Below are 13,953 nucleotides of genomic sequence, written 5' to 3' on the forward strand. Positions count from 1 at the left end.
GGATAGGATGAATTCCGGCGTGAAAACGGCGCTCGTCATCGGCGGCGGCTTTTCGGGCATGACCGCGGTGCTGCAATTATCAAGGCAGGGCATTGCGGTTGACCTCGTGGAAGTGGATCCGGGCTGGCGGTCCTATGGCGCGGGCATCAGCCTGCATGGCTCGACCTTGCGCGTCCTGCGCGACCTTGGCCTGCTTGAACGCTTCCTGCAGGAAGGCTATGCCACCGATGGCGTGGACTTGCGCGGACCGGACGACAAGGTTCTGGTGACGCTGCCTACGCCGCGGGTCGCGGGACCTGATGTTCCGGGCGGGGCGGCGATCATGCGCCCGGCGCTCGCCGGCATCCTGAGGGAGGCAGTGCAGAAGGAAAAGGTGGATGTCCGCCTGGGCCTCACCTTCACCGACATCGAGCAGGTGCCGGAGGCAGCCACCGTCACCTTCACCGACGGATCGCAGCGCAGCTACGACCTGATCGTCGGCGCGGACGGCCTCTATTCCCAGGTCCGGACAAAATGCTTTCCCGAGGCGCCGAAGCCGCGCTTCATCGGCCAATCGGTCTGGCGCGCCGTGCTGCCCAGGCCGGAGGGCATCGAAACCACGACAATGTGGATGGGACCGAAGCTCAAGGTCGGCGTCAACCGGGTGACGGCAGACACCGTCTATCTGTTCCTGACCGAGGACAAGCCAACGAACGATTTCGTCGCGCCTGAGACATTCGTGGACGCCATGCGCGGCCCGCTCAATCGCTTTGCTTCGCCGACGGTCCGGCGCATTGCCGAGACGCTTACGCAAGACAACCAGATCGTCTACCGGCCGCTGGAGCAGATGCTGATGCCGAGGCCGTGGAGCAAAGGCCGGATCGCGCTGATCGGCGACGCCGTGCACGCCACGACGCCCCATCTGGCCGCCGGCGCCTGCATTGGCATCGAGGATGCCGTGGTGCTGGCGGAAGAAGTCGCGACCGGCACCTCGCTTGAAGCAGCGCTCGGGAGCTTCGAGGCGCGCCGGTGGGAGCGCTGCCGAATGGTGGTCGAGAATTCGGGAAAGCTGGCGGATATCGAGATCACCAGCGGCAGCCGTGAGGAACACGCCGCCATCATGCGGATGTCGATGAAGACCTTAGCAGAAGCAATTTGACCGCCGGATTGGCGGCGATTGGAGACGCCGCGCAATCGGGCTGCTGACAGGACGATCGGGAGGGAACATGTCAGGACATAAATTTGGAATTGGCGGCATGGTCACCCTGGTCATTACCCATTGCGCCCTGATGTTGACCTTTATCGCAAGCAGTCAGGACATGCGCCGCAGCATCCGATACCCGCGCGACGCCCGGACAAGAATTGCTGAGCGGCACCCTGCCGAGCTGAGCTTTAACTCCGGAAACTCGAGAGCCCGTTGGCTGGAGATCGGGATTGCACATCGGTGGAGGTTCTCTCTCCACCGCCTGCGCCGCGATCGCGCCGCCCGTCACACGGTTACCCACCGCGTCCGGGGACGGGCGTCCCCAGCGCGGTATTTAGGGATCTCCCTGTTTCTACGAGGAGATCGCGCAGCCACATGGCCTCCATGTCGCGGTCGAGATATTTGTTCCAGTACAAGACTTCCGTCAGGTCCGGAATCTCTAGTGGAACATCGAAATATCGGAGAGGCAGGTCGACCGGCAATTCGTCGATCAGGCGGCGGTGGACGGTCGCGACATTCTGCGTGCCGATCACGAAATAGGGGAGTAGCACAAAGCTTGGGACCATGGCCGCAACGGATATGCGGATGTTCTTCGTTTCAAGCTCCCGTTCGAAATGGCTCTTGCCGTCATGCACCCCGAAAGACGTTACGATGTGCGGCAAACTTTTGAACGTAACGAGGTCCAAAGACGCCTTAACGGAGACATTCGTCGCGCTGACGACGCATCTGAAGTTGTCGGAAAAGAGGGCTTCTGCGCCGCGATTTGCCGAGGCCAGAAATTCAGGCGCGATTTGAAAGTCGATATTGCCCCGATCGAACTGCGACGCTGCATTGTCGCTGAAAGAGATCATCTGCAGAGACACCTTGGGAGCAAGAACCGCCAGCCCTCTGGAAACGCGCGAGAGCAGGACTTGCGAAACATAGTCGGACGCAATGATCTTGAATGTCCGATGAAGGGAGGAGGCGTCGAACCTGGCGCGGGCGCGCGCAAGCGGGCGCAGCTGGGCAATCAGGTCCGAAACTGTGCCAGCCAAGCCGCGGCCGAACTCTGTGGGCGTCATCTCCCCGCCGCTGAAGATAAATATTTCGTCCCCGAAATGCGCCCGCAGACGGGCCAAAGCGCTGCTCACGGCCGGCTGGGTGAGGCGCAGCTCGAGGGCGGTTGCCGAAACGCTCTTGGTACGCAGCAGTGCCTCCAAAGCCACCAACAGATTGAGGTCAAACCGCTCTAACCGCATCGATATAAATTCCACTTATAGGAGGCACAAATGTTATCTATTTGATTACTGCCTCAGTCAAGTCGTAGCTTGAAGCATGAGGCTGGGCGTTAGATTGATCGTGCGACTGCAGATAACGCCTGCCTCTTGTTTGGAGGACGTATTGCTGGGGGAGCGCTTGCTTCCTTCGAAGCGCGTCGATGGGAACGCTGCCGGATGGTGGTCGAGAATTCCGGAAAGCTCGCTGATATCGAGATCACCGGCGGCAGCCGCGAAGAACATGCAGCCATCATGCGGGCATCGATGAAGACCTTGGCCGAAGCAATATGACGGCCACATTACCGGCGGCGAGGGGATGCTGAGCGCACGGACCGCTGACACAATATCGGGAGGGAGAACATGTCAGGAAAGAATTTTGGAATTGGCGGTATGACCGCCCTGCTTATTGCCCATTGCGCAGGCATGATCGACCTTGTAGCGCTTCCAGTTTGGGTCGGTGCGCTCGTTGAGCGGTTCGGCTTTCGCCCGCAACAGGCCGGTGGATTGGTCACGCTCTTTCTACTGGGCGCAGTCGCCGCAAGCGCCGTGGTAGCACCGCGTCTCAACAGGCTGAACCAGCGCCTGGTGGCGACAGCAGGCTTTGGGGCCGCAGCGCTCTCCTTTTTCCTTGCGTCCACCCAGGCAAGCTTCCTCCCGCTTGCCGGCCTTCATCTGCTGGCGGGCTTCTCCGTCGGCTTCGCTCTTTCCATGGTGCATGGAACCATGGGTCGCTCTGGAAATCCTCACCGCCTCTTCGCCATAGCTGGGGTCGCGCTCGGACTTTCCGGCATCGTGCTTCTCGGCACCATCCCGCAGCTTCTCATCATCCGGGGCGGTGCTGCCTTGTTTCAGGTCTTCGCGGCCGTGATGGCAATCGCTGCGATTGCCTGCGCTATCCTGTTTCACAATCCTCCCGCTTTCGAGGAGGAGCGCCCCGTTCCTTTCAGCCGTGCCGTCTGGTTCACCATTCTCGGCGTCAGCGTCATGACATTCAATCAGGCCATGGTGTTTTCCTTCGTCGAGGTCATCGGCAAGGCGCGTGGCTTTGCAGCCGGTAATGTGCTCACTGTTCTGATCGCCCTCGGCGTTATCAATTTCCTGTTGCCGTCGCCCTTGGCAGCTGTGCTTCAGAAACGTGTATCGGCAACATTGGTGGTTCAGATTGGTCCGGCCGTGCAGGCTCTGCTCGCGATCATCGTGACGATGGCGACGGTATTTCCCGTCTGGGCTCCGGCAGCCGCCGTATTCGTTGCCGTCCAGATCTTCACCCATACCTTCGCCTTCGGCCTTCTCGCCCGGCTCGACCCATCGGGGCGGGCTGTAGCGGCCACGCCGGCCATGCTGATGATCGGGTCAGCACTTGGCCCGATCATCGGCGGCGCGCTGGGCGAGCATTTCGGCTTCGGCGCGCTCGGATTGACGGCGGTTCTAGTGGCGCTCGTTTCGATCACCCTCTTCACCAGGGCAAAGACAGCGATGACATCCGTCCCTTCCGGCGCCGTGGCATAATAGAGGACTTGGGACGATGAAACTTGCCACCTATCACGACGGCAGCCGCGATGGCCAATTGTGGGTCGCATCACGCGATCTCCGGCGAGCCGCTCCCGCTGTCGGTATTGCACGGACGATGACTGAGGCACTCGAAACGTGGGATCAGGCTTCACCCCGCCTCGCGGCACTCTATGAGCGACTGAATGCCGGGGAAGAGGCATTTGCAGTCGACTTCGATCCCGCACGCTGCCTCGCACCCCTGCCCCGGGCGCCGCAATGGCTGGATGCCTCCGCCTTCCTCAATCATGGGCGGCTCATGGACAAGGCGTTCGACAATCCGTCCAATCCCGATTTCGAGACGATCCCTCTCGTTTACCAGGGCGCCAGCGATGATTTTCGCGGCCCCGTGGCGGATGTCGAATTTCCCGACGACAGGTTGGGCATCGACATGGAAGGCGAATTCGGCGTCATCCTCTCCGATGTGCCGATGGGCACACATGCCGAGGCAGCACCCGGCCATATTCGCCTGCTGGTGCAGATCAACGACTGGTCGCTACGCGCCCTCGGGCCGCGCGAAATGCGCTCCGGCTTCGGCTGGCTGCAGGCAAAGCCCTCGACCGGCTTTGCACCCGTCGCCATCACGCCGGACGAAATCGCGCCTCACTGGCGAGACAACCGCATCAAGCTGCCCTTGCATGTCGCGGTCAATGGCCGCGAGGTCGGCCACGCCGGCGGCGCCGAGATGCATTTCTCTTTCGCCGAAATCATCGCCCATTGCGCGCGGACACGAAAACTGGCGGCCGGGACAATCATCGGCTCAGGCACCGTATCCAATGCCGATCGTGCCGCCGGCTCGTCCTGCATTTCCGAAATCCGCGTCATCGAACAGCTCGACCATGGGGCCGCCAAAACCCCGTTCCTCACCTGGGGAGACCGGGTGCGGATGGAGGCCCGGCTGCCGGATGGCACCGCGCCATTCGGCACCATCGCGCAGACGGTGATCCGCGCCTGACGCATGTTGTACCTTCCCTTGATGCCGGTCAGCCACTAAAACCTGCGCCTGACGTTGACAGGCACGGGGATGCCTTGCCGCGCACCCGCCATATCAGGAGATTTCTCATGAAGATCATCGACCTATCCGTCGCCATCGAAAACGATATTCCGGCCGATCCGCCGGGGCTTGGTCCGAAGATCACCTATTCCGGCCACAAGGATGGCGGCGCGGAGATGGCGCGTTTCTTTCCCGGGCTGGATATTGCGGATTTGCCGGGCGGCGAAGGCTGGGCCGTGGAACAGTTGACGCTGACCACGCATGTCGGCACCCATCTCGATGCGCCCTGGCACTTTGCCTCGACCATGAATGGCGGCGAGCGGGCCTGGACGATCGACGAGGTGCCGCTCGACTGGTGCATCCGGCCCGGCGTGAAGCTCGACCTGCGCCATCTCGCCGACGGCCATGTTGCAACCGTCGACGAAATCCGTTCCGCCGTCGAAAAGACCGGCGGCGCTCTCCAACCCTTCGACATCGTCCTGATCAACACGGCTGCCGGCGCGGCCTATGGCCGGCCGGACTATGTCGGACGCGGCTGCGGCGTCGGCCGCGAGGCAACGCTGTGGCTCCTGTCCCAAGGCGTGCACATCACCGGCACCGACGCCTGGTCATGGGATGCGCCGTTCATCCATACGGCAAAACGCTATGCCGAAACGCATGACCCTGGCCTGATCTGGGAAGGCCACAAGGCCGGCCGCGAGGGCATTTTCCTGCATATGGAAAAATTGACACGGCTGGACGGACTGCCTGCCAGGGGCTTCACCGTCTCCTGCCTGCCGGTGAAGATCAAGGGGGCTTCCGCCGGCTGGTGCCGCGCTGTCGCGCTTTTCGACGAATAGTCTTGGTCGAACGTCCGGAGCGGGCGCTGATCGCTGACATGACCTGCATGCGTTAGCAGCAGGCGTCCCACCGCCGAGGTGCAAAAACGCAAAAAGGGAGAGGCAGGGGCCGCCTCTCCCGGAGAATGCAGACGCTTCCGCCGCCGCTTACGCGTTACCGAACGGCACGGCAATGAAGGTCTGGCCGCCGCTGCGCTCGACGAGCAGCAGGACAGACTTGCGGCCGGCTTTGGCCGCTTCGACAACGGCATTGCGTGCTTCGCGCGCATTGGCGACCGGCTTCTGGTTGACCGCGACGATCACGTCGCCCGTCTGGATGCCGGCAGCGGCGGCAGTCTTGTCGGGATTGACCGATTCGACCACGGCGCCATGCTCATTCGACGGCAGGTTCAGCGCCTGGCGGGCGTCGCTGTCGAGGTCGCCCAAGCCGATGCCGATCGAAGGCATATGCTTGGCGGGCTCGACGGAACCGTCGTCCTGCCCATCATTCTCAGCGGCCTGCGTGCTGGTCTTGTCGCCGCCGATGGTGATCGACAGGTCCTTGCTCTCGCCATTGCGCCACAGCGTCATCTGCTCGCGTGTGCCGGGCGTTATGTCGGCGACGAAGCGCGACAGGTCCTTGGTGGTCTTGATCGTCTTGCCATCGAGGCTGAGGATCACGTCACCGCTTTTGACGCCCGCATTGGCGGCCGCAGAGTCCGGATTGACCTTGGCGACCAGTGCGCCCCCAGCGTTCTTGAGGCCGATGGCATCAGCGATATCCTGGGTCACCGGCTGGATCACCACCCCCATGACACCATGCTGGATCGAACCATGTTGGATCAGCTTGGCAACGATACTCTGCGCCTCGTTCGACGGAATGGCGAAACCGACGCCGACATTGCCGCCATTCGGCGAATAGATCGCGGTGTTGATGCCGACCACTTCACCCTGGCTGTTCATCAGCGGTCCGCCGGAATTGCCATGATTGATCGCCGCATCGACCTGGATGAAATCGTCATACGGGCCATTGTTGAGGTCACGGCCACGGGCGGACACGATGCCCGACGTCACCGTCGTGCCGAGGCCGAATGGATTGCCGATGGCAAGCACGGGATCACCGGCATTCATGTGATCGGAATCGCCCCACCTCACCGTCGGAAGCTGGCGTGAGGCGCGGATCTTCAGCACGGCGAGGTCCGACTTCGGATCGGCGCCGATCAGTTTCGCGGGCAATTCGGTGCCATCATCCAGCGTCACCTTGATATCGACCGCACCATCGATGACGTGGTTGTTGGTGACGATGATGCCGTTCGCGTCGATGATGAAGCCGGAGCCGAGCGCCTGCGCCATGGGCTGGCGCTGCTGCGGCATGGGAATGCCCTGCTGGCCGAAGAACTGGCGGAATTGCTCGTCGAAAGGCGAACTGCCACCGAACGGCGAATTGCCGTCATATTCGACATTGGCCGCCTTCATCTTTGTGGTGATCGTCACCACCGCCGGCTTATCGGCCGTCACGATCGGCGCAAACGACGTCATGCCATTCGTCGTGGTCGTCATAACCGGTGTCGCGGCGGGATTGGTGATCATGGCGGACGCCACGAGTGGCGTTGCGATGAGAGCGACGCCGACGAGGGCGGCAATCCGATGCTTGGCGAATACTGAGGTCATTGGTACGTCTCCTGTTGAACCTGGAAAATGAGCGCAGAGGACCTTGCCGCCGGTCTCGTGACGGCGGATCAACTGCGGGAATGAAATTGAAAAGAAGCCGCCGACGTGATCAGAAGCCGATCGGCCGGGGCCGCCTGTCAGTCCTTATGGAAGTGCTTGCCGCCCATCCGTCGCACAGCAATGGCGATATTCGATAACAGAGCGCATGAGCGTCTCCACGATGTCCTGCGAGGCTTGCCTCGATGGCAGCTGTCTTGCTCTGCCGCCACATCGGCGTCAGGCCCCAGCTTTCGAGGAGAAATATACATCGCGAGAGAGCCGCCGCACGTTAATTATCGCTAATAAAGGCGTTCGAAACCTGAAATATTCGTCAGAATATGACGAAACCGGCAAGCATCATTAAGTCTTTGTAATCTTACGCATTCGCCGGCTTTCACAAGCACGTGAAAACGCCCCGTTCTGCCTCGAATCATCTTCATTGGAAGGTCGCACGATCTAGTGGCTAGTGCCGCCCGACCGTGCTCAGATAGATCGACAGAAGCTGTGTCTGCGACGAAATCCCGAGCTTGCGGTAGACATTGCGCCGGTGGACCTTCACCGTCCCCGTCGAAATGTTGAGCCTCAGCCCGATCGACTCCGACGAATGCCCCTGCAGTACCAGATCGACGATCGCCATCTCGCGGCTGGTGAGCTTCAGGTCGCGCCACACCGTATCCGCCGCCGGTAGTGACGTGCCGCTCACGCCGCGTTTGCGGCCGGTGCGCGCGCCGGCATCGAGCTTGGCGTCGAAGCGCGGTCCGAGACCGGACCAGAAATGCCGAACCAAAGCCGACACCAGCGCTTCCGCTTTCCTGAGCTGCACGAACTCGGCCGCGGGAAACGGTCCCGTCTTCTCCCGCCGCATCAGCGACAGCACGACCGTGACGTCGTCATCCAGCGTAACGAAGAAGCCGACTTCTTCTGCAAGCCCGGTCTGCACATAATAACTGCGATAATATTCGCTGGAGAAGAACCGGTCCGGCGCCAGTTCCCGCATCCGGAACAAGCCGGCGCGGCGTTCGCGCGCCGTGTGGTAGAACGGATCGAGCAGATAGGGCCCGGCCTGGTAGAGTGTCACGAAGACGATATGCTCCTCCGGATCGAAGGTGCTGTAAAGATCGATCGGCCGCTCCTTGCCGCGATAGGCGAAAACGACGACATAATCGAAGCGCACCAGCGCCGCCATCATCTGGCGGAACGTCTCGCCGAACTCAGCGTCAGGCATCGACGCGCGGCCGACCGTCGCGGCAAAACCATCCAGCAGCGCCTCCAGATCCACGCTCATCCGTTCTTGCCTATCATCGCAATCGTCTTCCTCCACTCTTGCCGATATACACCTTGCCTGAGACATTTTCTGAGAAAATACCTCTCTCGGGGTATATACCTCGCGGAAGCCCCGGGCATAGTCTTCGGTCAAAGACGGTGACAAGGCAGCCAAGACTGCCGCTATGACCAACCGCGGGGAATAGACGTGACATCCGCTCTGACGAACGATATCGAATTCCGTTCGGTCACCAAGAATTATGGCCCGGTGACTGCCGTGACGGACATCAACCTAAATGTGTCGAAGGGCGCCTTCCTGGCCCTCCTTGGCCCCTCCGGCTGTGGCAAGACCACGTGTCTGAGGATGATCGGCGGCTTCGAACAGCCGAGCAACGGCAAGGTGCTGATCAATGGCCAGGAGATGAACGGCGTGCCGGCCTATCGCCGCCCCGTCAACATGGTCTTCCAGCACTACGCCCTCTTCCCGCATTTCAATGTCGAGCAGAACGTCGCCTACGGCCTGCGCCAGCAGCGGCCGCGCCTTGCAAAGGCCGAGATCACCCGCCGTGTCGGCGAGGCGCTGGAAATGGTCCGCCTCGGCGGCTTCGCCACGCGCCGCATACACGAAATGTCCGGCGGCCAGCAGCAGCGCGTGGCGCTCGCCCGCGCCATCGTCAACCGCCCCTCGGTGCTGCTGCTCGACGAACCGCTTGCGGCCCTCGACAAGAAACTGCGCTCGGCCATGCAGATCGAGCTCCAGACTTTGCAGCGCGAACTCGGCATCACCTTTGTGCTGGTCACGCACGACCAGGAAGAAGCGCTCTCCATGGCCGATATCGTCTGCGTCATGAGCGCCGGCCGCATCCGCCAGCTCGGCACGCCGCAGGAAGTCTACGACCATCCTGCCGATCTCTTCGTCGCCGATTTCGTCGGCAAGACCAACCGTTTCGAGGCCACGACCGACGTTGATGGCGCCACACTGCGTTTCGCCGACGGCTCGGTTCTGGCGCCGGGCAGTAAGGTTCCGCCGGCATCCGGAAAATCGATCGTCGCCATCCGGCCCGAAGCGATCCGGATTTCCCGCAGCGCCGTCGAAACCGGCCCCTCCTTCAAAGGCACCGTCACGCACCGCATCTTCCTCGGCTCTTCGGCCGAATACGCCGTCGCCGTTCCGGGACTTGGCGACGTCCTGGTGACCACGGAGCGCAACGCCATCGACGTATCCGATCTCGCCGCGCCGGGCGAGCCGGTCGTGCTGAGTTTCGACCCCAGGGCTGCCCACGTCTTTCCAGCGTCAAATGCATAAACCAAAACAGGGAACAGCATCATGAGCAAGGACTACAAGGACAATCTCCCGATCACATCAGAAGGCTTCATGGACGAGTTCATGCGCCTGAAGCGCGGCTCGATCACCCGCCGCACTTTCCTCGGCATCACCGGCCTTGGTCTCGCGACCGCCGTCATGTCGCGCTTTCCCGGCGCGCTTGCCACGCCGGCCTATGCTGAAGACTTGGGCACGCAGATGTCGATCGCCACCTGGCCGAACTACCACGACCCCAACACATTCGAGACTTTCAAGGCCAAGGCCGGCGTCGCCGTCGAAGTCAACGTCTTCGGCTCCAACGAGGAAATGCTCGCCAAGCTGCAGGCCGGCGCCTCGGGCTGGTCGCTGTTCGTGCCGACCAATTACACGATCTCGACCTATCACAAGCTCGGCCTGATCGACGAACTCGACCTGTCCAAGCTGCCGAACTTCAGCACCACGACGGAAAATCCGCGTTTCACCAAGGAGGGCAAGATCGACGGCAAGACCTATGCCGTGCCGAAGAACTGGGGCACGACTGGCTTCTCCGTCAACACCAAGAAGATCAAGAGCAAGCTCACCAGCTGGAAGGATTTCTTCGAGGTTCTGCAGACGGAAGCCGACGGCCGCGGCATGGTGCATGATTACCAGCTGACCACGATCGGCAGCGCACTCGTCTCGCTCGGCCTCGACTTCAATTCGATCAAAGCCGACGACCTGAAGAAGGCCGAGGAACTGCTGATCAAGGTCAAGCCGCACCTCTTCGCCATCAATTCCGACTACCAGCCGTCCATGCGCTCGACCGATGCCTGGATCACCATGTGCTGGACCAATGACGGCGCCCAGCTCAACCGTGACGTCCCCGAAATTGCCTATATCCTCGGCAAGGACGGCGGCGAGATCTGGACCGACTATTATGCGATCCCCAAGGACGCGCCGAACAAGGCCGCCGGCTATGCGCTGCTCAACTACCTGATGGATCCGCAGAATGCGGTGAAGGAGCACATCGCCAACGGCGCGCCGACCACCGACAGCCGCGTGATTTCGCTTCTGCCGAAAGAAATCACCGCCAACAAGATCGTCTATCCGGATGAGGCTTCGCTGACGCCGCTGGAATTCGGTGCTGCCGTGACGCTGACGGATCCAGGCCGGGCAGAGTTGATGGCGCGGTTCAAGTCGGCTTGATTTAAGCTCTTGTGATCGAGGTCACCCCCCTCTGTCCTGCCGGACATCTCCCCCTCAAGGGGGGAGATTGGCAAGAGGCATGCTCCTCGCCTCAATCGAAGCGTCGAGATCGGGGCGAGCGGCCACCGCGAGTCGATCTCCCCCCTTGAGGGGGAGATGCCCGGCAGGGCAGAGGGGGGTGTCTCGCCCACCGACCAAAAATAGTATGACCCGGAAAAACGAAAACTTAGATGCCCCTGAAGCCAGCCACCAAACGACACCTCGTCACCGCCGTCCTCGTCGGACCGGCGAGCCTCTGGCTGTTCTTCTTCCTGGTCCTGCCGTTCATCGCCATCATCGTCTTCTCGGTCGGCAAGCGGGCGCCGGAGGGCGGGTATCAGGCGGCGTTCACGTTCGAACAATTCGCCAATCTCGGCTCGCGCGCAACCGCTTTCGTCAACACGCTGATCCTGGCGCCGATCGGCGCCGCCGCCTGCCTGCTGGTCGCCTATCCCGTCGCCTATTATCTCGCCATCAAGGCGAGCCCTGAGCGCCGGCTGCTGCTCGTTTCGCTGGTCGTCGTGCCCTTCTGGACCAGCATGCTGGTCCGCACCTATGCATGGATGTATATCCTTGGCGCTCGCGGCATTCCGCATCTCTTCGAATTCGTCGGCATCGAAAATGTCCGGCTGATCAACACGCCCGGCGCGGTGTTGCTCGGTATTGTCTACGGCTATCTGCCGCTGATGATCATGCCGATCTATGTCAGCCTTGAAAAGCTTGATCGGCGCCTGCTCGAAGCTTCGGCCGATCTCGGCGCGAAGCCGCTCGCCACCTTCTTCGGCGTCACCCTGCCGCTCTCTCTACCCGGCGTCATGACCGGTGTGGCGCTGGTGACCATCCTGCTGCTCGGCGAATACCTGATCCCGCAGCTTCTCGGCGGTGGCAAGGTCTTCTTCATCGGCAACGCGCTGGTCGATCTCTTCCTGCAATCGCGCAACTGGCCCTTCGGCTCAGCCATCGCTGTCACTCTTGTCGCGGTCGTGGTCGTCGTGCTGCTGATTGCCATGCGCATCGCCTGGCGTGTCGCCGGCACCCGTCAGGTGGATCTCGTCTGATGCGCGCACTGGTGACTGCCGTCTATCTCTTCCTCTACGCGCCGATCGCGCTGATCGTGTTGTTCTCGTTCAACTCCGGCCGCAATGCCAGCGAGTTCGTCGGCTTCTCGACGCAGTGGTATGGCAAGGCGCTGTCCAACACTTTTCTCACCGAGGCGCTGCAGAACAGCCTGTTCATCGCCTTCACCAGCGCTGCTCTCGCCGCGATCTTCGGCACCATGGCCGCAATCGGCCTTGAGCGGTTGGGCGCTCGCACAAGGGCCGTGTTCGACGGCCTGTTCGCCGCCGCGATCGTCGTGCCCGGCGTCGTCATCGGCATTGCCACGCTGGTCGCGCTCGTCGCCCTGTTCAGTGTTCTCAACCCGGCCATTGCTTTCATCTGGCCCGGCGACCATCCGCCGAAAATCCAGCTCGGTTACGGCTCGATCATCGCCGCGCACGGCCTGTTCACCATGGCGCTGGTGACGATGATCGTCAAAGCCCGCATTGCCGGCCTCGGCCGCGACATCGTCGAGGCGTCGAGCGATCTCTATGCGACACCAATCACCACCTTCCGCGAAATCGTGCTGCCGCAGATCCTGCCGTCGATCCTCGCCGGCTTCCTGCTCGCCTTCACCTTCTCCTTCGACGATTTCATCATCGCCTTCTTCGTCGCGGGCTCGAACACGACGCTGCCGATCTATGTCTTCGCCTCGATCCGCCGCGGCGTGACGCCGGAAATCAATGCGATTGCGACGATGGTGCTGGTCGCCTCGCTGGTGCTGATCCTCATCGCCCGCTTCCTGATGCGCGAAAAGACAAGAACAAACTGACAGGGAAAACACTCATGATCCTGGAAAACCGGGTAGCAATCGTCACGGGTGCCGGCTCCGGCATCGGCCAGGCCGGCGCGCGGATCATGGCGCGCGAGGGCGCGCATGTCGTCGTCGTCGACATCAACGCCAAGGGCGCGGAAGAGACGGTGGAGATGATCCGCACCGAGGGCGGAAAGGCGGAAAGCGTGCCGCTCGACGTTACCGACGACCGGGCGCTGGAGGCCGGCATTGCCGACATCTTCGCCCGCCAGGGCCGCATCGACATCCTTCACAATCATGCCGGCGCGCAGGTGGCCGGCGATCTCGAACAGGTGGCCGTGGAAGGTTTCGATAAGTCCTGGGACCTCAATGTCCGCGCCCATTTCATGGCTGCCCGACTGGTCATGCCAATGATGAAAAAGGCCGGCCGTGGCGTCATCCTCAATACCGCCTCGTCTTCCGGCATTCTCTACGACCGCGAGATGATCGCCTATACGACCACCAAACATGCCGTCATCGCCATGACCCGGCAGATGGCCGGCGACTATGGAAAATTCGGCATTCGCGTCAACGCGCTCTGCCCCGGCTGGGTCGACACGCCGTTCAACGCCCCCTTCATCGCCCAGGTGGGCGGCCGTGCCGCGATCGAGGCCTATGTTGCTGAAAAGGTGCCGCTGGGCCGCTGGGCGCATGTCAGCGAGATTGCCGAGCCGATCCTGTTTCTCGTCTCCGACCGTTCGTCTTATATGACCGGGCAGATTCTGGTGGTCGACGGCGGTGAAACAGTCGTCTGAGACAGGCT

The 13,953-nt window shown here is 61.8% G+C and carries 12 protein-coding genes; 9 read left to right on the plus strand and 3 right to left on the minus strand.

Annotated elements, in window-relative coordinates; translation table 11 throughout:
- Positions 1-7: 7 nt before the first annotated feature.
- Positions 8-1,138, plus strand: a complete 1,131-nt coding sequence (locus AC1D06_RS05535) for an FAD-dependent oxidoreductase (protein WP_477985474.1) — start codon at positions 8-10, stop codon at positions 1,136-1,138.
- Between the two features lie 338 nt (positions 1,139-1,476).
- Here AC1D06_RS05535 and AC1D06_RS05540 read toward each other — a convergent pair whose 3' ends face one another.
- Positions 1,477-2,421, minus strand: a complete 945-nt coding sequence (locus AC1D06_RS05540; RefSeq protein ID WP_477985475.1) for a LysR family transcriptional regulator — start codon at positions 2,419-2,421, stop codon at positions 1,477-1,479.
- 408 nt (positions 2,422-2,829) lie between these two features.
- On the opposite strand from AC1D06_RS05540, the gene AC1D06_RS05545 reads away from it, so the two are divergent.
- From AC1D06_RS05545 to AC1D06_RS05555, 3 genes are all read left to right on the plus strand, one after another.
- A complete protein-coding gene (locus AC1D06_RS05545) occupies positions 2,830-3,948 on the plus strand; it encodes an MFS transporter (protein WP_477985476.1) in 1,119 nt (372 codons plus the stop codon).
- 16 nt (positions 3,949-3,964) lie between these two features.
- Complete coding sequence (locus tag AC1D06_RS05550) at positions 3,965-4,942, plus strand: fumarylacetoacetate hydrolase family protein (protein WP_477985477.1); 978 nt, start codon at positions 3,965-3,967, stop codon at positions 4,940-4,942.
- Between the two features lie 107 nt (positions 4,943-5,049).
- Complete coding sequence (locus AC1D06_RS05555; protein ID WP_477985478.1) at positions 5,050-5,820, plus strand: cyclase family protein; 771 nt, start codon at positions 5,050-5,052, stop codon at positions 5,818-5,820.
- A gap of 147 nt (positions 5,821-5,967) precedes the next feature.
- On the opposite strand, the gene AC1D06_RS05560 is transcribed toward AC1D06_RS05555, so the two are convergent.
- Together AC1D06_RS05560 and AC1D06_RS05565 are read right to left on the minus strand one after the other, a co-directional pair.
- Entirely contained in the window at positions 5,968-7,470 is a 1,503-nt protein-coding gene (locus AC1D06_RS05560) for a DegQ family serine endoprotease (protein WP_477879091.1), read from the minus strand.
- A 502-nt stretch (positions 7,471-7,972) separates the two neighbouring features.
- Positions 7,973-8,794, minus strand: coding sequence for a helix-turn-helix transcriptional regulator (locus AC1D06_RS05565; protein ID WP_477879090.1), 822 nt, complete (start codon positions 8,792-8,794; stop codon positions 7,973-7,975).
- Positions 8,795-8,980: 186 nt separating this feature from the next.
- On the opposite strand from AC1D06_RS05565, the gene AC1D06_RS05570 reads away from it, so the two are divergent.
- From AC1D06_RS05570 to AC1D06_RS05590, 5 genes are all read left to right on the plus strand, one after another.
- Positions 8,981-10,078, plus strand: coding sequence for an ABC transporter ATP-binding protein (locus tag AC1D06_RS05570; RefSeq protein ID WP_477985479.1), 1,098 nt, complete (start codon positions 8,981-8,983; stop codon positions 10,076-10,078).
- A gap of 21 nt (positions 10,079-10,099) precedes the next feature.
- Positions 10,100-11,260 carry an ABC transporter substrate-binding protein gene (locus AC1D06_RS05575; RefSeq protein WP_477985480.1) on the plus strand — a complete coding sequence of 387 codons (1,161 nt, stop codon included), beginning with the start codon at positions 10,100-10,102 and terminating at the stop codon, positions 11,258-11,260.
- Between the two features lie 230 nt (positions 11,261-11,490).
- Positions 11,491-12,357 carry an ABC transporter permease gene (locus AC1D06_RS05580; RefSeq protein ID WP_477985481.1) on the plus strand — a complete coding sequence of 289 codons (867 nt, stop codon included), beginning with the start codon at positions 11,491-11,493 and terminating at the stop codon, positions 12,355-12,357.
- On the plus strand, positions 12,357-13,169 hold the full coding sequence (locus tag AC1D06_RS05585; RefSeq protein ID WP_477985482.1) for an ABC transporter permease: 813 nt from the start codon (positions 12,357-12,359) through the stop codon (positions 13,167-13,169). Before AC1D06_RS05580 ends, AC1D06_RS05585 begins: the two co-directional genes overlap by 1 nt.
- A gap of 14 nt (positions 13,170-13,183) precedes the next feature.
- Positions 13,184-13,945, plus strand: a complete 762-nt coding sequence (locus AC1D06_RS05590; RefSeq protein WP_477985483.1) for an SDR family NAD(P)-dependent oxidoreductase — start codon at positions 13,184-13,186, stop codon at positions 13,943-13,945.
- Positions 13,946-13,953 lie beyond the last annotated feature (8 nt).

It is taken from the genome of Rhizobium sp. P2_G2, from assembly GCF_056403555.1.

Excerpts from the sequence above, each read along its gene's own strand:
- AC1D06_RS05535 (WP_477985474.1), top strand. The coding sequence starts at position 8 with ATGAATTCCGGCGTGAAAACGGCGCTCGTCATCGGCGGCGGCTTTTCG.
- AC1D06_RS05540 (WP_477985475.1), bottom strand. The coding sequence starts at position 2,421 with ATGCGGTTAGAGCGGTTTGACCTCAATCTGTTGGTGGCTTTGGAGGCA.
- AC1D06_RS05545 (WP_477985476.1), top strand. The coding sequence starts at position 2,830 with ATGACCGCCCTGCTTATTGCCCATTGCGCAGGCATGATCGACCTTGTA.
- AC1D06_RS05550 (WP_477985477.1), top strand. The coding sequence starts at position 3,965 with ATGAAACTTGCCACCTATCACGACGGCAGCCGCGATGGCCAATTGTGG.
- AC1D06_RS05555 (WP_477985478.1), top strand. The coding sequence starts at position 5,050 with ATGAAGATCATCGACCTATCCGTCGCCATCGAAAACGATATTCCGGCC.
- AC1D06_RS05560 (WP_477879091.1), bottom strand. The coding sequence starts at position 7,470 with ATGACCTCAGTATTCGCCAAGCATCGGATTGCCGCCCTCGTCGGCGTC.
- AC1D06_RS05565 (WP_477879090.1), bottom strand. The coding sequence starts at position 8,794 with ATGAGCGTGGATCTGGAGGCGCTGCTGGATGGTTTTGCCGCGACGGTC.
- AC1D06_RS05575 (WP_477985480.1), top strand. The coding sequence starts at position 10,100 with ATGAGCAAGGACTACAAGGACAATCTCCCGATCACATCAGAAGGCTTC.
- AC1D06_RS05580 (WP_477985481.1), top strand. The coding sequence starts at position 11,491 with ATGCCCCTGAAGCCAGCCACCAAACGACACCTCGTCACCGCCGTCCTC.
- AC1D06_RS05585 (WP_477985482.1), top strand. The coding sequence starts at position 12,357 with ATGCGCGCACTGGTGACTGCCGTCTATCTCTTCCTCTACGCGCCGATC.
- AC1D06_RS05590 (WP_477985483.1), top strand. The coding sequence starts at position 13,184 with ATGATCCTGGAAAACCGGGTAGCAATCGTCACGGGTGCCGGCTCCGGC.